The 19,545-nt window shown below is 34.4% G+C and carries 18 protein-coding genes; 9 read left to right on the plus strand and 9 right to left on the minus strand.

Features of this window, described 5'->3' with window-relative positions; translation table 11 throughout:
* Window positions 1-11 precede the first annotated feature (11 nt).
* Entirely contained in the window at window positions 12-368 is a 357-nt protein-coding gene (locus HGC4_RS17820; RefSeq protein WP_050711493.1) for a winged helix-turn-helix transcriptional regulator, read from the minus strand.
* A gap of 145 nt (window positions 369-513) precedes the next feature.
* Between HGC4_RS17820 and HGC4_RS17825 the strand changes: the two genes are divergently transcribed.
* Window positions 514-1,041 carry an NAD(P)H-dependent oxidoreductase gene (locus HGC4_RS17825; protein ID WP_050711494.1) on the plus strand — a complete coding sequence of 176 codons (528 nt, stop codon included), beginning with the start codon at window positions 514-516 and terminating at the stop codon, window positions 1,039-1,041.
* Window positions 1,042-1,164: 123 nt separating this feature from the next.
* Here the strand turns inward: HGC4_RS17825 and HGC4_RS17830 are convergent, their stop codons facing one another.
* From HGC4_RS17830 to HGC4_RS17845, 4 genes are all read right to left on the minus strand, one after another.
* Complete coding sequence (locus tag HGC4_RS17830; RefSeq protein ID WP_050711495.1) at window positions 1,165-1,584, minus strand: hypothetical protein; 420 nt, start codon at window positions 1,582-1,584, stop codon at window positions 1,165-1,167.
* Window positions 1,585-1,735: 151 nt separating this feature from the next.
* The gene (locus HGC4_RS17835; RefSeq protein WP_050711496.1) at window positions 1,736-4,180 is read right to left on the minus strand and encodes a TonB-dependent receptor; all 2,445 of its coding nucleotides are present in this window, start codon (window positions 4,178-4,180) and stop codon (window positions 1,736-1,738) included.
* 341 nt (window positions 4,181-4,521) lie between these two features.
* Entirely contained in the window at window positions 4,522-4,848 is a 327-nt protein-coding gene (locus tag HGC4_RS17840) for a hypothetical protein (RefSeq protein WP_050711497.1), read from the minus strand.
* Between the two features lie 226 nt (window positions 4,849-5,074).
* A complete protein-coding gene (locus HGC4_RS17845) occupies window positions 5,075-5,725 on the minus strand; it encodes an ABC transporter ATP-binding protein (protein WP_050711498.1) in 651 nt (216 codons plus the stop codon).
* 307 nt (window positions 5,726-6,032) lie between these two features.
* On the opposite strand from HGC4_RS17845, the gene HGC4_RS17850 reads away from it, so the two are divergent.
* From HGC4_RS17850 to HGC4_RS17860, 3 genes are all read left to right on the plus strand, one after another.
* Complete coding sequence (locus HGC4_RS17850) at window positions 6,033-8,081, plus strand: leucine-rich repeat domain-containing protein (protein WP_050711499.1); 2,049 nt, start codon at window positions 6,033-6,035, stop codon at window positions 8,079-8,081.
* A 137-nt stretch (window positions 8,082-8,218) separates the two neighbouring features.
* Window positions 8,219-10,108: an ABC-F family ATP-binding cassette domain-containing protein gene (locus tag HGC4_RS17855; protein WP_050711500.1), complete on the plus strand. Its 1,890-nt coding sequence runs from the start codon at window positions 8,219-8,221 to the stop codon at window positions 10,106-10,108.
* A gap of 159 nt (window positions 10,109-10,267) precedes the next feature.
* Window positions 10,268-10,942, plus strand: coding sequence for a DUF1349 domain-containing protein (locus tag HGC4_RS17860; RefSeq protein ID WP_050711501.1), 675 nt, complete (start codon window positions 10,268-10,270; stop codon window positions 10,940-10,942).
* A 79-nt stretch (window positions 10,943-11,021) separates the two neighbouring features.
* Here the strand turns inward: HGC4_RS17860 and HGC4_RS17865 are convergent, their stop codons facing one another.
* The 3 genes from HGC4_RS17865 to HGC4_RS17875 form a co-directional block, all read right to left on the minus strand.
* Entirely contained in the window at window positions 11,022-11,765 is a 744-nt protein-coding gene (locus tag HGC4_RS17865) for a carbonic anhydrase (RefSeq protein WP_050711502.1), read from the minus strand.
* A 131-nt stretch (window positions 11,766-11,896) separates the two neighbouring features.
* A complete protein-coding gene (locus HGC4_RS17870) occupies window positions 11,897-14,338 on the minus strand; it encodes an FAD-dependent oxidoreductase (protein WP_050711510.1) in 2,442 nt (813 codons plus the stop codon).
* 65 nt (window positions 14,339-14,403) lie between these two features.
* Window positions 14,404-14,763 carry a MarR family winged helix-turn-helix transcriptional regulator gene (locus HGC4_RS17875; RefSeq protein ID WP_050711503.1) on the minus strand — a complete coding sequence of 120 codons (360 nt, stop codon included), beginning with the start codon at window positions 14,761-14,763 and terminating at the stop codon, window positions 14,404-14,406.
* 279 nt (window positions 14,764-15,042) lie between these two features.
* Between HGC4_RS17875 and HGC4_RS17880 the strand changes: the two genes are divergently transcribed.
* From HGC4_RS17880 to HGC4_RS17900, 5 genes are all read left to right on the plus strand, one after another.
* Window positions 15,043-15,324: a beta/alpha barrel domain-containing protein gene (locus HGC4_RS17880; protein ID WP_050711504.1), complete on the plus strand. Its 282-nt coding sequence runs from the start codon at window positions 15,043-15,045 to the stop codon at window positions 15,322-15,324.
* A 9-nt stretch (window positions 15,325-15,333) separates the two neighbouring features.
* Complete coding sequence (locus tag HGC4_RS17885) at window positions 15,334-15,885, plus strand: lysophospholipid acyltransferase family protein (protein ID WP_050711505.1); 552 nt, start codon at window positions 15,334-15,336, stop codon at window positions 15,883-15,885.
* A complete protein-coding gene (locus HGC4_RS17890; RefSeq protein ID WP_242047095.1) occupies window positions 15,842-16,663 on the plus strand; it encodes an amidohydrolase in 822 nt (273 codons plus the stop codon). The genes HGC4_RS17885 and HGC4_RS17890 overlap by 44 nt, the downstream gene beginning before the upstream one ends.
* A 118-nt stretch (window positions 16,664-16,781) precedes the next feature.
* On the plus strand, window positions 16,782-17,582 hold the full coding sequence (locus tag HGC4_RS17895) for an META domain-containing protein (protein ID WP_050711507.1): 801 nt from the start codon (window positions 16,782-16,784) through the stop codon (window positions 17,580-17,582).
* Window positions 17,583-17,717: 135 nt separating this feature from the next.
* The gene (locus tag HGC4_RS17900) at window positions 17,718-18,470 is read left to right on the plus strand and encodes a lipopolysaccharide kinase InaA family protein (RefSeq protein ID WP_199327675.1); all 753 of its coding nucleotides are present in this window, start codon (window positions 17,718-17,720) and stop codon (window positions 18,468-18,470) included.
* A gap of 13 nt (window positions 18,471-18,483) precedes the next feature.
* Here HGC4_RS17900 and HGC4_RS17905 read toward each other — a convergent pair whose 3' ends face one another.
* A complete protein-coding gene (locus HGC4_RS17905; RefSeq protein WP_050711509.1) occupies window positions 18,484-19,263 on the minus strand; it encodes a glycosyltransferase family 2 protein in 780 nt (259 codons plus the stop codon).
* Between the last annotated feature and the right edge of the window lie 282 nt (window positions 19,264-19,545).

A 19,545-nucleotide genomic window follows, 5' to 3' on the forward strand; every position in this document is an offset into this window, starting at 1 on the left:
TGTCTAAATAATTATAGATTCTCAGATTCCGTTATCTCTTTAAACTTAGGAGCATAATTTAAACCCCATTTATTAATATCATTCAGAATAGGCAATATCTTTTTACCATCCTCTGTAAGCGAGTACTCTACTCTTGGTGGTATTTCAGGGTAAGTAGTTCGATCTATTATTTTATAAAACTCCAACTGCTTCAATTGTTGATGTAATACTCGCTTGGTAATACCCGTTACAGCCTCAACCAAATCTTTAGGTCGTGTTACCCCCTTATCAATCTCCATAAGTATGCAAAATTTCCATTTCGAGAAAATAACTTCCGTAGCAATAGTGATTCCGCACTCAAAATCTAAAGGTATTTTTCGTTCATACATACACCGTCTGTTGAATTTCTTAGAATATAATTTAGATACAAAGTTAGTGACAAAATTATCACTTAGAGATAAAAAAATCCCTTATTGTGATTCATACTCAGTGATACTAACTTTGTATTTCAATAAACGTAAAAGAAAAAAACAGATGAAGAAACTTATCATTGTCAGTCATCCGAATATCCAAGATTCAGTAATAAATAAACGTTGGGTAAAAGAATTGGAGAAACATCCCGGACAGTTTACTGTACACAACATATACAACACCTACCCCAATGGCAAAATAGATATTGAGAGAGAGCAAAAACTAATTGAAGCACACGATACTCTGATTCTTCAGTATCCTTTATATTGGTTCAACTGCCCTCCCCTTTTAAAACAATGGTTAGATGATGTTTTCACTTATGGATGGGCTTATGGTTCTACTGGAGATAAGATGAAAGACAAAAAAATAGCATTAGCTATATCTGCCGGAATTGAAGAAGTAGATTTTCAAGAAAATGGAACATGGAAAGTTACAATAGAACAATTGATCTTACCTTTTAAAACAACAGCACTTTATACTAAGTCTGACTTTAGAGGACATTTCGTTTTATACAATTCACATGATGTACTTCACGCTGAAACTTTAGAAAAAAGTGCAGAAGACTATATTCAGTTTGCCCTGAATCTATAACTAATCAATGAAGCCAAAACATCAAAAGAAAGATATTAGCTAAAACCTTCAACTAGAAAAGGCACAATAGGCAGATTCATCTAATCTACTCATTGTGTCTTTTATTATTATTTTTAACCTAAGTTACAGCCTTTGCTGAATTGCAGCACCTATCTGCTCCAACTCTTCTTTTGTAACTTCTTTACGGAATAGCTTTACTCTATAACCTGCACGAGAAATGGACAATTCTTCCATATTCCCGTCTGAACTAATAGAAAATCCCCTATTATCAGGATATATCTGCATAACTTCCCATCCTAAAGCTTCCATATAATTCATTGCATCGATAAACTCGCGAAACTTCACCAATTTACCTTTCGCATTTCTAAGGCGAGGTTCTTTTTCGAGCCAATAGTTCTCTGACAAACCCAAGACTAATTCCGCGTCATGCAAATACACCATACAATATGTATAATGCTTTTTCTCTACCGATTGATTCTCTTGAGAAAAAGAACTTGTTGTATATAGTATAATGGAAATTAAACACAGTATAATCTTCTTCATAGCATTTTATTTTGAATCTAAAAATATAAAAACATTACCACAAAAACAAAGGAGCTACTAATTAAAGCAACTCCTTTATCACTATATAAACTTTGATTAAAAAAGAAAATATAACATTAAATTCTAAGAACTTAATATTACTTTATCATATTTAGAAATTGAGCGGAACAAGCAACTTTATGCCAAAATTACGCCCCATATTAAAAACTCCTTCTCTACCTGTTACTTGATTTACATCGGTATATTTCAAACGACTCAAGTGATTTTGATAAGCCTTATTCGTTAAATTATTCGCCATAAAATAAAGGGAAGCCCATGTACGTCCTTTATGTACAAAATCCGTTCCAAAAGAAGCATTCAATAATGTATAGGCAGGTGTCACTGTTTCAGTATCAAAAGCCGAAAATATTCGATCTTGTTTCAAATTACTCTCTATACCTACCGAAACGTAAGTATTATTCAAGTTTTTTCCATGACGAATCAAATCGAAGCGTAAGTCTGAAATTAACTTAGGAGCTGGCGTAAATGGTAAGTTTTTAGTAGAATCGGGCTGATTCAACTGTACCGAATTTACATACGAGAATGAGTTTTGAAAATGTAATCTTTCAATAGGATGTATATCAATACTTATTTCGCCTCCAAGAATACGTGCATTTCCCGATACGAATTGAAATGTTTTATAACCATCGGTCAATAAATCATGCCCATCCTCATCTAATAATTTATGAGAGAAGATATAATTATTGATACGATTGGCAAATAAAGAAACTTCCCCCGAAATGATAGGTGATGAGTAACCAAAACCTAAATCTGCCTGCCAGCTATTTTCAGCTTTAAGATTAGGGTTTCCTATTTCGTAACGAACAGCACCTCCATGCGCTCCATTAGAAGCTAGCTCACTAATATTGGGAGCACGGAAACCATGCGATAAATTTAATTTTGTATACCAACCATCCGATAGCTGATAGGTAAAACCTAAACTACCACTAAGCCCTTGAAAGTTTCGGGTATATGCCGGAAATATTTCTGCATCATGGTCGTGGTCGTGATCATCACCGTCCTCATGGTCTTCGTGTCCACCACTTTCATGGTCGTGTGTATGAGGTTCAAACTCTTTCACACTCTGATGGCGGCGATCGAAACGCAATCCCCCACTAACATCTAATTTACCAAAGTTCTTAGAAGCAATGGCAAATACCCCCATATCAAACAATTTATATTCTGGCAAAAGCGTTTCATGTCCTCTATTTAATGAGGATTGATACATTCCGTTTACACCAGTCACCAACTTATATCCATTTATCTCAGGTAAGCTATAACGTACATCATAGGTTGCTGTATGTAACTGAAAATACAAAGCATACTCATTGCGATCCATCACATTCTCAAATTCCTGACGTCGATTTTGTTGATACCCAAAGATGGTACGTAAACTCCCATCACCCAATATTATATTACTACTTGATACTGCTTTGTAGTGATACACTTGTTGATAAGGCACAAATGGTCTATACGACCTACCATCTCTATCAGTAGCAATAGCTGTACCCTGTTCTCCATCCACAACTACAGGCTTAAGAAAGCCTCCTGTTTTCTCATCTCTTTCACCCTCAACAATACCAGGTGTAATATTATAATAATCTAAAGTCAAATGAGAATAACCCCAATTTTTATTAAGACCTATAAGCCCCGAAACAGCCCTTTCTTGAAACCCTGAGTTAAACACATATCCATCGTATTTATTCTTATACGAATGAGCCCATTTGTCGCTATATCTTGCATTCCAAACAATACCTCCTTTATTACCTGCTGTATTGACAGAGTAATTAATCAAGCCATTATTAGTTTGGTACTCAGTTAAGACATTTGCATTGATTGTTCCGTCGGGTAAGATTGGATCTGATTGAAAATTAATAACCCCTGCCATGGCATCCGATCCGTACATTAAACTTGCAGGACCTTTAAGTATTTCTACCGAATTTACCGATTGAGGATCGATCTCCACACCATGCTCATCTCCCCATTGTTGCCCTTCTTGACGCACTCCGTCATTAACAACCACAACTCTGTTGTATCCTAAACCACGAATAACGGGTTTAGATATCCCCGAACCTGTTGTTATCTGAGAAACTCCCGGTTGACGCGATATAGCATCAATTATATTAGAGGATGACTGTTGAAGCAATTCTTTACGTGCAATGAATGATATAGGAGATGGCGTCCGTTTTATAAGCGAGCTACCCGTTAATGAGGTAACCACTACTTCATTAATTTCGGCACTCGATTCTTTCAAAGCAAAATTCAGATCATTTACAGATCTTAAATCAACTGTCTGAACAAGTGTTTGATGACCTAAATAAGTTACTTGTACAGTAGTTCTAACTAAAGGCAGATTGTCAATTCTATACTGTCCTTTCTCATTAGTAATGGCTCCTTTTTTCAGATCGGGGAGATAAACATTTACCCCCATAAGAGCTTCTCCATCTTTTTCGTCTGTAATAACTCCTTGTAGCGACCTGTTATCGGTAGGCGCATTATTAGCAGATAGTGTTGCCAAAGAGAGCAGGCATATGATGATTGTGTATATTACTTTCATGTTCTTTTTTGATATTTTGAATTTCAATCCTTTACAGTCTAAAACCTTATTATTTTATAAATATAAGCGCAACTACCAGTTGCCACCTAGAAACAACACACTAAATAAGTGGCTGTTACTTAAAAACAGGTAGACTTGGATACTACATTCATTGTACGATTATGATTAACGGAATGATATACACCCGAATCGCATAGATTGAATAAATTCAGCCTACAATTCGCACAATAAATAGATTTTGAATAATTTAGCTATTTCTAATGACACTTTAGAGACATAACAATCTATTGTTGTTACTCTTAGCCAAAGTAGAAGTAAGGTCCGAGACCTTGGTATTTATTTTAGAAAAGACCGAGTGCAGGAGGTGCTCTCAGCGAAACATGAAGAATAGGTTGATAAGTCTGAGTTTGGATCTCAGCTTGTATAATTTCAGCAAAGTAAATATCAAAATGTTGTTGTAATTCGGCAAACTGTTGTGGAGTGAATGCCTGAAGCATAAAAAGACAGATATCGCAATCCTGATGAATAGCTGCTGATTTTCCTGCCGAATGACAATGTGTATCGTAATGAGAACCGTGATCTACAAAGAAGAAGTGAACCGGCTTCATCAGTATTACACCGAAAAAGACGATAATAAATAACGAGGCTATTTTTTGCCTATTTGTCATTTGCACTTTCAATTTGTTCTAACGATTAAAGATACCCTAAAGTCTAAGCAGACTTTTTAAACTTGTAACAAAGATATACTATAAATATTAATAGAAGTTTAAAATAAGCGTTAAGTAATATAAAATTAGACGGCTCCGTCTCAATATAAGTAGAAGGTTGCACTTTGAAAGTCATAATAACCAATTGCAACTATCGCTTACCCAAATAATAAAAAGGTTTGAGGTCTTATAAGATAAAGCCATCTTTCATATATATAGTACGATCTGTAATTTTGGCTAGTTCCTCATCGTGAGTTACAATCACAAATGTTTGACCAAACTGATCTCTAAGATCGAAAAAGAGCTTATGTAATTCTATTTTATTTTCGGTATCAAGACTACCCGATGGCTCATCAGCTAATATCACTGCTGGATTATTGATCAAAGCACGAGCTACCGCTACACGCTGCTTTTCTCCTCCCGACAATTCGTTCGGTTTATGTTCAAGCCTCGAAGACAACCCCAATAATTCGAGTAATTCTTTAGCTTTCTTCTTAGCTTCCCATTCCTTAGCTCTACCAATCAAAGCAGGAATCATTACATTTTCAAGAGCCGTAAATTCGGGCAATAATTGATGGAATTGAAAAACGAATCCTATATTACGATTTCTAAAATCTGAAACATTCGTATCATTCAATCCTGTCACTCTCTGACCATTGATTATAACCGTTCCCGAATCGGGTTTATCCAGAGTTCCCATTATTTGGAGTAGAGTTGTTTTACCCGCACCACTAGCGCCAACAATAGATACAATCTCACTTTGATTGACATGTAGATTGACATCTTTAAGGACTTGCAGTTGTCCGTAACTCTTGGTTATATTCTGTACTTCTATCATAATAACGATAATTCGATCTTAAACTTAATTACAAAACAAAATTAGAAATAAATCGACAGATTGGTTCTCTAATTCTCTAAATCAGTAAAATAATTAAAGCATAAGGCTTATTTAGTATATTAAAGTTTTGTTGTTACTTTTGTGTAAAAATAGGTATCTTATAAAAATAAGAAAGTGAAGGTATTATTAATGATATACTTTTGAGACAGAACAAGCTGTAGCTATTATTCTTTCCAAAGTATAAACAAAAGGTCTACAACCTTTTGTCTTTAATATACCGCTCACACGATAGCGACTCACTACATACATGAAAAAAATATTTACTCTCGTCTTACTCTCGTTGGTTTGCATATTCACTCATGCCCAAAATTATCATAAAGATGATAAAGCAGGATTGATGCAGATACTCAGACAAGAATCGATGAACCGAGACAGTTTAAATCTGGAACAATTAGGTCTCAGTGAGAGCGATACCACAAACTGGGAAACATCTGACGCATGGATCACTAAATTAAAAGGAATAGAGTGGAACGACAAGCTACCCAAACGAATTACAAGTATAGACTGGACAAGTGTTAATTTATCGGGAAGCTTTGACTTTGGATATTTCCACGAGCTACAATCAGTTATTTGTGCCAATAATCACATCTCTAAAATAGATATTCAGAAAAATAAGCAGCTACTTCACCTGAACATTTCTCAAAATGAAATAGACAGTATATATCTATTGAATAATAAGTTACTCTCGTATCTAAATGTATCGGGGAATGGGTTAACTTCTATTAATCTGAAAAACAACAAACAACTAGAACATCTCAATTGCAGTTATAATGGACTAAAAGATATCGACTTATCTAAAAACTTAGCACTTAAGTCGTTAGATATTTATTGGAACCAACTCACCACCTTAGACTTATCGGGCAATAAGCAATTAGTAGATTTGAGTTGCTATGCAAACTATCTCGTTTCTATTAATCTCTCGAAAAACACTTTACTTGAGAACCTAGACTGTACCGAAAATAAGTTGCAAAGTCTGGATCTACGATCAAATATAAAACTCTTTCATCTGGCTTGCGACAAAAATCAACTCGAAGATATAACTTTTGGTGAAACTTCTGTTTTATCTATATTCTCTTGCTCGGACAATAAACTTCGTAACCTCAATTTAATTACTCTGCATGATCTCAATATTTTTGACTGTTCGAAAAACTCTATCATGGTTTTCGATTTTTCTAAAAATCCAAACCTCCAATTATTGAAAATATCGGACAACCCCATTGCAAAACTAGACATTGATCAAAACAGCATGTTGATGGAATTATATTGCTCAAGTAATGGATTGGCAGATATTGATATAAAAAACAATCTAGAGTTGCTTACTTTAGACTGTTCGTCAAATGCGCTTACACAACTTGACATTTCCGCTAATAAATATCTCTCAAAACTAGATTGTATATCTAACAAACTAACCTCGCTAGATCTACAAAACAATCAAGATATTATTTCTTTAAACTGCGATTCTAACAGTATAAAGAATCTGGATATAACTCCCCTTATCAAATTAGAAAAGCTTAGTTGTTCAGTAAACAAGCTTAGTAAACTTGACACTTCAAAGAACAAGAAACTAACAGATTTATTCTGTGCGGATAATCAATTAAAAGATTTGAACTTAGAATACAATACACTCTTAAAAACTTTAAATTGCTCTATAAATACCATCGATTCGCTCAACATTACTAAATGTGAACACTTAAGCATCTTATATTGTGACGACAACGAGCTTAGCAATCTCAACATAAGTAACAATCATAGACTAACGGAACTTACTTGCTCGGCAAATAAATTGACAGAAATAGATTTCAGTAATAATCAAGTATTGAGTAAGCTTGACTGCTCTAACAATTCGCTAGATAATCTGGAGTTGCCTCGCAACCTTCCTCTACTCTATTTAGATTGTTCGAGCAATAATATAACCAATTTAGATATCGACAAAAGCTTCTTCTTTAAAATGAATTGTTCGCACAACTCCTTAAGCTTTTCCTCAATCAATTTATCGGACTATACTTTCATCAGAAATTATACTTATTCTCCACAAACTATTATAGATGGAGGCATAGCTCAATGTGGTGATACCATAGATCTCAGTTCTGAGTTTATGAAAAATGGAAAAGAAACCCGATACCGTTGGTTCGAAAGTGGGGATGAAATAGTATTTGATGGATCGGGAGGCAAATATATAGTCCCCGAATCGTTTGCAGGAGTAGATCTCGTATGCAGAATGACCAATGATGCTTTTCCTAAACTTTTACTTCGTTATAAGTTTTCTATAGAGCCCATAGAAAAAAAGGAAGAATAGCTTATATTTTTTCTACCTTTGCTACATATAAATACTATATGGTATTTACACCAATTATCTAAAGACAATCAGATATATATAGTCTTTAGCGATACAAGAAACAGGTCTTCGACCTTAAAAATAGAAATAACAAAATAATGGCTATATCCTATCTTCAGGTAGATCAGCTCACCAAAAGCTTTGGTGATTTAATATTATTCAGCAATATGTCATTTGGCATTGCCGAAGGGCAACGCATTGGCTTACTTGCCAAAAACGGTACAGGAAAAACAACACTACTCAATATATTAACAGGTAAAGAGTCATACGATTCGGGTTCTGTGGTATTTCGTCGTGACTTGAGAGTTGCCTATTTAGAACAAGATCCTCAATATCCAGGCGATATAACAGTTCTTGATGCTTGTTTCCTATCAGGAACTGATGTAACCGATGTAATTGCAGAATACGAAAAGGCAATGGAATTGGGAGATCACTCGAATCTGGACGACATACTTCAACGTATGGACTTGCTGAAAGCTTGGGATTATGAGCAAAGAGCCAAACAAATTCTATCGCAATTAAAGATTCGAAATTTCGATCAAAAAATATCCGAATTATCTGGGGGACAATTAAAACGTGTTGCATTAGCAAACGTATTGATTACCGAACCCGAACTTATTATTCTGGATGAGCCTACCAATCACCTTGACTTAGATATGACCGAATGGTTGGAGGAATACCTTCAACGCTCACGATTAAGTTTATTGATGGTAACGCACGACCGTTATTTCTTAGACAGAGTTTGTTCGGAAATCATTGAGATCGATCAAAAACAATTGTTTCAGTACAAGGGTAATTACTCTTACTACTTAGAAAAAAGACAAGAGAGAGTAAGCGGTCAAAATGCAGAAATTGACAGAGCTAATAATCTTCTTCGTAAAGAACTGGAATGGATGCGTAAGCAACCCAGAGCAAGGGGTACAAAAGCAAAATCACGTATAGATGCCTATTATGATCTGGAGAAGAAGGCAGAAAAGGAACGTGATTTGGGTAATGTACAACTACAAATGAAGGGCTCGTATATTGGTAATAAAATATTCGAAGCAAAGCATATATATAAATCATTTGGAGATTTAAAGATTCTTGAAGATTTTAATTACGTATTTGCCCGATACGAAAAAATGGGTATCGTGGGAAATAATGGGACAGGAAAATCGACTTTCATCAAAATGTTGATTGGAGATGCCCTACCCGACAAAGGCGAATTTGATGTGGGCGAAACAGTAAACTTCGGCTATTATAGTCAAGATGGTTTACAGTTTGATGATCAGATGAAAGTATTAGATGTAGTTCAGAACATAGCCGAAGTCATCGATTTAGGTAACGGTAACCGTCTTACTGCATCGCAATTTCTGCAACACTTTTTGTTTCCACCCGAAAAACAACACAACTTTGTATATAAACTATCAGGAGGTGAAAAACGCCGTTTGTATTTATGTACAGTATTGATTAAAAATCCAAACTTCCTCGTTCTCGATGAGCCTACCAATGATTTGGATATTATGACTTTGAATATTCTCGAAGAATATCTTCAAAGTTTCAAAGGATGTGTTATTGTAGTATCGCACGACCGTTACTTTATGGATAAGGTTGTAGATCACCTATTGGCATTCTCCGGTAACGCTCAGATAAAAGATTTCCCCGGCAACTACACACTATATCGCGAGTGGAAAGAGGTACAGGAATTAATAGCAAAAGAAACTGCTCAAGCTGAAAAAGCAAAAGATATTAAAGAGGAAAAGCCTAAGATTGAAGCTCCCAAAAAAGAAGAAAAGAAAAAAGTATCTTACAAAGACAAACGTGAGTTTGAAGAATTGGATGCTCTGATTCCCAAATTAGAAGCTGAAAAAGTAAAATTAGAGAACGAATTATCTGACAGCAATTTATCACCAGAAGCTCTTTTATCAAAATCAAATCGTATAAGCGAATTGATTACTGAAATAGAAGAAAAGACTTTTCGCTGGATAGAACTTAGTGAATTGATATAAAGTATAGAAGCGAATTCAATTCGTTGATAAACATACATTATTTTGTTTAAATTTAGGGGCGTATTATATACGTCCCTATTTGTATAATATGATTATCTGTTTATTAAACCATAAGAACCTAATCAATACAAGATATTAGATCATTTAAATTAACCTATTATGAAAACAGCATTAACCTCGAGCCGTATAGGCATTCTATTTACATTTATTCTTATAGCGGGAAGTCTATTCGCTCAGCAGTCGGAGCAACAAGTAAAGAGTATTCCTTATAAGTTAGAGGTTTATAACAATCCGATTAGCTATGTAATAAATGATTCTGAGATTAAAATTACATCAGGAGAGAAAACAAATCTCTTCAACAATCCAAATGGAAAATCAAATGTTCATAATGCACCAATGATACTGTTTAAAGCCGACACTGATTTTACCTTAAGTGCAAAAGTGACAGGCGATTTAAAATTCATATATGACGTTGCAGCATTGGTTATATATCAAGATGAATACACTTGGGCGAAATTTTGTTATGAGAATTCGGTACTTAAAGAACCCACAATTGTATCGGTAGTTACAAGATCATTATCTGACGATTGTAATTCAGAAAAGGCTAGATCGTTTGCCTACCTTTCAATTGTGAAAAAGGACAATGAATTTTCATTCTTTTATTCCGAAGATAACAAGAGCTGGAAAATGATCCGAAACTTTCATCTTGATACAACAGCAGACCTTAAAGTTGGTTTTGCGGCACATGGATCACGAGGTACTGGTTTTACAGGAATTTTCTCTGAAATAAAATATCAAAATAAAGCTCTTAGCGATATGCGTGACATCAATTAAGAAGAATCTCTCTATAAATAAAAAAGAGTTATCCATAAAGGGTAACTCTTTTTTATTTATTTCGGAATTGATTGTTTGATTAGAAATCTAGAAATTCAACTTCTCCCGATTCAATATGATAAATTGCTCCTACAATATTAATTTCACCGTTAAGGTATGCCTTTTTTAAATGTGGATCAGAGTTACGTAGTTGCTTTACACCGTGCACCACATTAGCTACTACAGCTAAATTAAAATTCTTTCCGGCAGTTCTAAGCACCTCTTGCTCCTCTTCTTCACTTTTCAATTTCTCGATAATCTTAGATACATGATCTTCTCTTTCCGATGCATTACCCGCATCCACGTTATCCACATGATCTAATAATGCTTTAATCGCTCCACATCCCTGATGTCCCATAACAACAACTAAAGGGGTATGCAAATGGTCTATTGCATATTCTATACTACCTATTTCAAAATCAGCCATTACATTACCCGCTGTACGTATAGAGAATACATCTCCTAAACCTTGGTCGAATACAATTTCGGGTGGAACACGCGAATCAGAACAGCCTACAATAACACATTTTGGATTTTGACCCTTGGCTAAATCTTTTATTCTCTCCGGATCCTGGCGTTCATGCGTAGATGCTCCCGAAAGAAATCGCTTATTACCCTCTTTTAAAATCTGTAGAGATTCGATTGCTTTAGATGAAGGCTTTTCTACAATCATTTCAACTTTACGATCAGGATGAAAAGCAGAATTCTGAGAAACGGCTACACTACTGCACACAAGGATAGCTAGCATCATCCCCATAGAGGAATAGAATGAGATAGATTTCATAGAAATTGAATATTAAATGATAGTTACCTAAATTAAGCGTAAAAGTAAATAATAGATCTAAACTACAGTTAAAAATCTCTCCCTATTTTTCAAATAAGACACATTTTAATAGAATCCTTGTTCACTCACTATCAGATGAATAAATTCACATTAGCATTCTCAGCTCTATCCAGATAAGCAGCTACTCCTCCAATTGTAGCATGATCCATCAATTCTTCTTGTTTTATACCCATTACATCCATCGACATCGAGCAAGCTATAAACTCCACTCCATTATCTATTGCCTGTTTCATAAGGCTTTCGAGTGTATCTACCTTTTTCTCTTTCATAATATAGCGCATCATTTTTCCGCCTAATCCTCCCATATTCATTTTAGACAATCCCAATGTCTTACTATTCGAAGGAAGCATCATACCAAACATCTTCCCTAAGAAGTCTTTCTTCACAGCTGGTTTCGAAACTTTCTTAATTACGTTCAATCCCCAGAAAGTAAAAAACATACTTACTTTTTTACCCGATGCCAGTGCTCCATTTGCAATAACGAAAGAAGCCAAAGCTTTATCCAGATCGTCACTAAAAACAATCAAAGTCTTATTGTCCTTTGGTTTAGAAACCATTTCGCAAGACTGAGCCTTTTCTGTTTTCTCAACACAAGCTGTCACTACCCCTCCCAAATTATTTATGCTTATCAAATTTGCACCTACCATTCGACACCATCCACTTAAGTCTTCACCAAATGCTTGATCGGTCACTTTTATTTCTAATCTATCACCATTCTCTATTTGGTCATAATTCTTTTTCAATTGCATTATCGGACCCGGACATTGCAATCCGCAGGCATCTATTGTTATTGTTTTCATTTCTGATTTAATATTATTGTTGACCAATGGCAACGCATCTTTGAAAGCTACATCTGTTGATTGAATGTCGGTTGCAGCCGAATATGTTTTATATCCTCCTGAAAGATTATATACATTAGAATACCCATTCTGTAATAAAATACGTGAGCCTAAATATCCGCGCAATCCTACAGCACAGTAAACTACAATATTTTTATCTTTTGGTATCTCCGATAAACGAGAACGAATATCATCAACGGGAATATTTATAGCACCATCAATATGTGCAAACTGGAATTCTCCACTTGTACGAACATCAATCAATAGTATTTCATTCTTATCAAGTTTACGAACCTCTCTCCAATGAATAATATTTACTTTGTTCTTAAGAATATTATCGGCAACAAATCCAGCCATATTTACGGGATCTTTTGCTGATGAATATGGGGGTGCATAGGCATGTTCTACTTCCATCAGGTCATAAATAGTTCCCCCTTTTTTGATAATCTGAGCAAATAAATCGATTCTCTTATCTACACCATCAAAACCTACGATTTGTGCACCTAATAATTTCCCATCAATAGGTGAGAAATTTATTTTTATGGATAAGGGCAAAGCATTCAGATAATATCCTGCATGCGAATTTCCATGTATAAATGAAGATAAATGAGAGATATTTTCCCTATCCAATAATTTTGAAGACGCACCCGTTGCAGCAACGGTTATATCAAACACCTTGGCAATAGAAGTACCTATCGTTCCGCTATATTTATAGATATTTCCTTCCAATATATTATCTGCAACAATACGTGCTTGTTTATTGGCTGGTCCTGCTAAAGGAATCAATGAATGTTTGCCTATCACAGGATTAAACACTTCTACAGCATCGCCCAAAGCATAAACATCAGGATCGGAAGTTTGCATATAATCGTTAACCTTTATACCTCCTAACGAACCCAATTCTAAACCGGCGGTTTTAGCCAAATAAACTTCGGGACGTACGCCTATACTAAGTATTACCATATCAGCCGAAACATTTTTCTTGCTTTCGAGTAATACTTTTATTTCATCGTTATCCGATTCAAAACTTTCTACAACTTCACCTAAAAGCAAACCAACATTCTTACTCTTCAAATGTTGATGTACCAAACTAGCCATCGAAAAATCGATGGGAGCCATCACCTGATTTGCTCTTTCTACCACACAGACTTCTACACCTGCATCCTGCAAATTCTCAACCATTTCGAGACCAATAAATCCACCTCCTATCACAACTGCCCTTTTGGGTTTATGCAGGTCTATATATGCTTTTATATTATCCATATCCGGAACATTCCTCAAAGAAAATATCCTCGAATCATCTATTCCGGGCATCGCAGGTTTTATAGGTTCCGCACCAGTAGAAATAATTAACTTATCATAGCTCTCGGTATAACTTTCGTTAGTTGAGCGATTCTGCACAGTAATAGTTTTACTTTGCACATCAATAGCTGTCACTTCCGACTTAATCCGTATATCAATATTAAAGCGATTTACAAATCCCTCTACGGTTTGCACGAATAGCCTGTCTCTATCATTAATTGTTCCTCCAATATAATAGGGCAAACCACAATTAGCATACGACACATATTCTCCTCGCTCAAATAAAATAATTTGAGCATCTTCACTCTCTCTTCGCATTCGTGCAGCCGCTGTGGCTCCTCCTGCAACTCCTCCTATAATAAGTACTTTCATCATCTATTAATTTACCATTAAACATATTTGCTATTAGCAATGATATTATTAAATAAAAATGGAAACTATTCCATTAATTTAAAAAAGAGAGAACCCAACTCTTTAAAATCCATATCCTGTTTCAACATTTCTTTAACTTTAGCTTTCCCAGATTCACTGAGTGTAAATATCATTTGACGCTTATCAGTCAAACCCATTTCACGAACTATAAATCCTTTTGTCTCCACCGTATTTATCACTCGAGATACACGAGAATTAGACAACCCTACAAAATCACACAATTCATTAGCTGACTTGGGTTTGCCTTCTTTCAAGCAACAAAGTATCATCCCTTCATTAATAGTAATACCATTCTTCTCTGCAAACTCCTTTTCGAAGTTGTAGAGAGCTTTATATATATCTTTTAATTTACAGATTGATTCCATTAAACATATTTGCTAGTAAGAAATATATACAAATGAAACATTTTTTATTGAGATTACAAAATACAGGTGATATTTTTTAAGAATAAACCAGATTGAAGACTATTTTTCGCTTTTTTCTCCTAAAGGTTCTAACCATTACGTCCAATTTATGAGTGATCTAAACTCTTGATTAAGGAATAATAATATAAATACTTCTAGAGCTTGGTCTATTTTAGCTACCTTTGCAACCAATAATAAAAAGCCCGAGACAAACAAACCGGCAATAAAAAAAACATCAAAATGAGCAGCAGAAAAGATCTAAAAAAACTAATTAATAACTCAATGGGGTTATTATACAATGACTGTATATTTTACAAAGTATTCACTCATAGCCCAAACGTAGAAAAGGCGAATGAAATTATTCTTCAAATAGCAGATGTACATACCGATTTGATAAATCGCTTAAGCACATCAGAAGGCAAAGAAATTAAAAGCAGAACTAAAGCTTACTACAAAAAAGTAAAAGAAGACTTGAAAACTCAACTTGATAAATTTGGATTAGAAATTCAAAAATTAGACTGATCCCCGAACATGCAAAAGCTTAGTAGCTTCATCCTAAAAAAAATAGGATGGAAAATTGTCGGTACAACCGATTTACCCTCCAAATGTATAATATGTGTTGCACCACATACCAGTAATTGGGATTTACTTTTAGGCAAATTAATATATTTATCATTAGGTAGAAAATCTTATTTTCTTATAAAGAAAACCTGGTTCTTCTTCCCTATGAATTTATTATTTAATGCAATGGGAGGAATACCGGTTGACAGATCGAAAAAAACATCATTGACAGAACAAATGGCTTCGCAGTTTGCCAGTCGCGATGATTTTCAATTAGCAATTACCCCTGAAGGTACACGTAGTAAAAATACTGAATGGAAACGTGGCTTTTATTATATTGCAACAACAGCAAATGTTCCTATTGTAATTGCAATACTTGACTATAAAGATAAAACAGCATATTTTGATTCTGTTTTCACTCCCACTGGAGATGCCGAAAAAGATATAGCTGCAATACAAGATCGTTATAAGAACGCAAATGGTAAACACCAAGAAAAGTTCTCATCAGGAAATGCAGAATGAAGATACTAATCTAAGAGTAAGCCTTCTCCAAACAGATATTAAATGGGAAGACAAAGAGTACAACCTGACAACTCTTGAAAGATATATTTTAGAACTAACCGGAAAGACAGACCTAATTGTCCTTCCGGAAATGTTTTCTACTGGTTTCTCCATGAACAGTCATACCTTGGCAGAGGGAGTGGACGAGAAAACAATCACAACACTACAAAAATGGTCTACTCAATATAATGTAGCACTATCAGGCAGCTTTATTGCTAGAGATAATGGCGAATATTATAACAGAGGATTTTTTATAACTCCAACCGAAGCTACCTTTTACGACAAAAGACATCTCTTCAGAATGGGAGACGAATCTAAACACTTTTCGGCAGGAGACAAACAATGTATCATTCAGTACAAAGGCTTCAATATTTGCTTGCTGATTTGCTACGATTTGCGCTTTCCAATCTGGGCACGGAACGTAGATAACAAATACGACCTGCTTTTGTATGTAGCTAATTGGCCAGAAGCAAGAATAAAAGTATGGAATACATTGCTAGAAGCACGCGCATTAGAAAATCAATCTTATGTTTGTGGAGTAAATAGAGTAGGTAAAGACGATATAGGTCTTACTTATACAGGACAATCGGCTCTAATTGATTACAAAGGCAATAAAAGGGTATATCTGGATACTGCTACTGAACAGACTGCAACTGTTGAAATCTCAAAAGAAGAGTTAAATTTATTTAGAAATAAATTCCCTGTGTGGAAAGATGCAGATAAATTTACTCTCTATTAATAACACAGTAGAAATAAAAGCATACTGAAACTTTATAGGTCAAATGTCTTTTTAATCTAAGTAAACAAGATCAATAGATGTTTGTTATATAATTAAGTAATACTAAATAGAGTAAACAATGAAGAAATTAGTAAAATTATCATTTGCGTTGGCAATGATACTATCGCTAGGAATTATGGCACAAAGTTGTAAAACAAGTAAACAATCATCTAAAAATGACTATCCAGGTGAAAACACTCCCAATATAACAGGAACTTGGGTTTTGAAGTCATTGAATGGACAGCCAACAGCGAGCATCTTTAAAGGAAAAACTCCAACAATGAATATAGATGTTGTAGAGAAAAGAATATTTGGAAATGGTGGCTGTAACGGCTATACAGGTTCTTTTACATACGAAAAAGGAATCCTTTCAGCTCCTAATTTAGCATCGACTATGATGATGTGTCCTGATGAAAATCAAGAACATCAATTCCACCAAGTTCTAGGTCAACCAAACAAAGTTTCCATTAGAGATGGAGTACTACTTCAACTAAGCAATAACGGCAAAGTTGTTGCAGAGTTCGAAAAAGGCATAGACACATCTCTTCTTATAGGAGAATGGAAATTAGAAACTATTGCTGACGGTGACGTAGCAACCCTATTTGCAGACAATATTCCTACGATTTCATTTGATCTTGCTGAAAGCAGATTCGGAGGAAATGCAGGATGCAACCGTTATAATGCCACCTACAAAATAGAAGGTACAGCAATAACAGTAGGTCCAGTAATGTCAACAAGAATGGCTTGTCCTAATATGGAAGGTGAAGGTAAATTCACACAAATTATCACAGGAACATCTACTATTGAAGCAGGCTTAAATAAAATTACTTTCTCTAAAGATGGAAAAGTAATCCTTACATTTGTAAAAGACGTAAAATAAAGTACAACACTTTAAATTGTCTTTCAATAAAAGAATAACATAAAAGCAGTGAATAAATTATTCACTGCTTTTATATTTTATATATTACCTTTGTATCAACCAAATATAAAGTCACAAGAATTATATACCTTCATTTTGAAAACAAATATTGTCATAAATCCAGAATATGAATATCTAAAAGAGTTTATTCATAATTTGCCTCTAACTTTTGAAACACAAGGGGATATAATTCAGAAAAGACGTAATATAATAAAGTCAATAAATGTTGATGGTCTTAAACTAAACATTAAACTGTTTAGGAAGCCTATATTTATCAATAGAATAGTCTATTCCTTCTTTCGGAAACCTAAAGCATATAAAGCATATTACAACGCATTAGAGGTTACAAAAAGAGGCTTCCATACCCCAAAGGCTATTGCATACATAGAACTAAAGAAAGCGAGATTACTTTCCCTTTCATATTTTATAAGTACACAAATAGAAAATGCCAGAGAGATAAGAGAACACTACTTTTCCAAGGCAAACGAAGACAAAGAATTATTAGCAGCTTTTGCACAATATACTGCAGAATTACATAATGCCGGTATTTTACATTTAGATTATTCACCCGGAAATATTTTAATTTCTGAGAATAATAACCAATATCAATTTTCATTGGTAGATATTAACCGAATGCAATTTAAAAACGTAGATATAAACAAAGGATGTGAAAACTTTTGTCGTCTGTTCGAATATGATGAAGCAATTGAGTTTATGGCTCCAATATATGCCAAGATTCGTAATCTGGACAGTGATATCTGCCATCAATTGATGCTAAAGTACAAACATCAATTTGAGAAAAAGAAAGAGAGAAAAAAACGTATGAAACTCTTTTTAGGTAAAAAATAAAATAAATTATCTTTTATTCTTTTAAATCCTTATCCCAATCCTCCTTAGTTACCTTAGACTCTATTACTTTAGCAATTGTAATAAATTTATAGTAAGCATATTCAGAAGCCCAGATCAAGCCTGGAATCCCATCTCTAAAGCCTCCCTTGAAAACATAAAACCTGAGGAATCTGAGTAAAGGTTCAAATATAAGAGAAAGTACTCCATAGTTTTTGTGTCGTCTACGCTCAGTCTCAAAATCAGTATATGTATTCATCTTATTGATAGTCTGACGAATCGTCTCATTAGACAAATGAATAAAAGCTAGATCTTTACGCTTCGAAGGAATATCAAATATTTTTCCTCCTTCAATTATAGGTTGAGAGTGTACTGTTGCAGGCCATATTGTATTCTCTTTCTTGAAGAATCGTAATATATAGTCAGGATAGGCACTATGCATAAAGCGTCCCATTTGATAGTTCTTACGAGGTATTCTCAAACCTCCTATATCAGGTCTTCTCTGGATAGTATAATATAGATACTCTCTTAATACAGTAGGAACAAGTTCATCTGCATCCACCATGAAAACCCATTCATGAGAAGCCTGAGAAATAGAATATGTACGAGCTGGATCAGCAAAACCTACATTCTCATGAAACACAACTTTACAATGATGCTTATTTGCTATTTCAAGAGTTCTGTCAGTACTGTACATGTCACAAATCACAATTTCATCAAAGCCTTTTACCGATTCCAAGACCCTGTCTAAGAATTCTTCAGCATTATATGTATGTATTACAACCGAAATCTTCATCTTCAAAAAATGTAAATAATAGCAAATATATTGAATATATCTATCAAACGGATTATAATATGCAGTATATCCTTCAGCTTTTTTTATTTTATANGATCCAATTGTAAAAATATAAAAAATTAGACAGTCTAATACTTAAACATAGCTTCTATAATATTATGCTAAATAAAAAGCAGGCTCAACAAATATTAGATTTATATTACACTATATCTTCATAAAAGCACTACTTTTGTTTCCAGAATAGAAACAACTGAGACTGAGACATGCCAATACGTAATATCT

The organism is Dysgonomonas sp. HGC4, assembly GCF_001261715.1.
Lineage (GTDB): Bacteria > Bacteroidota > Bacteroidia > Bacteroidales > Dysgonomonadaceae > Dysgonomonas_A.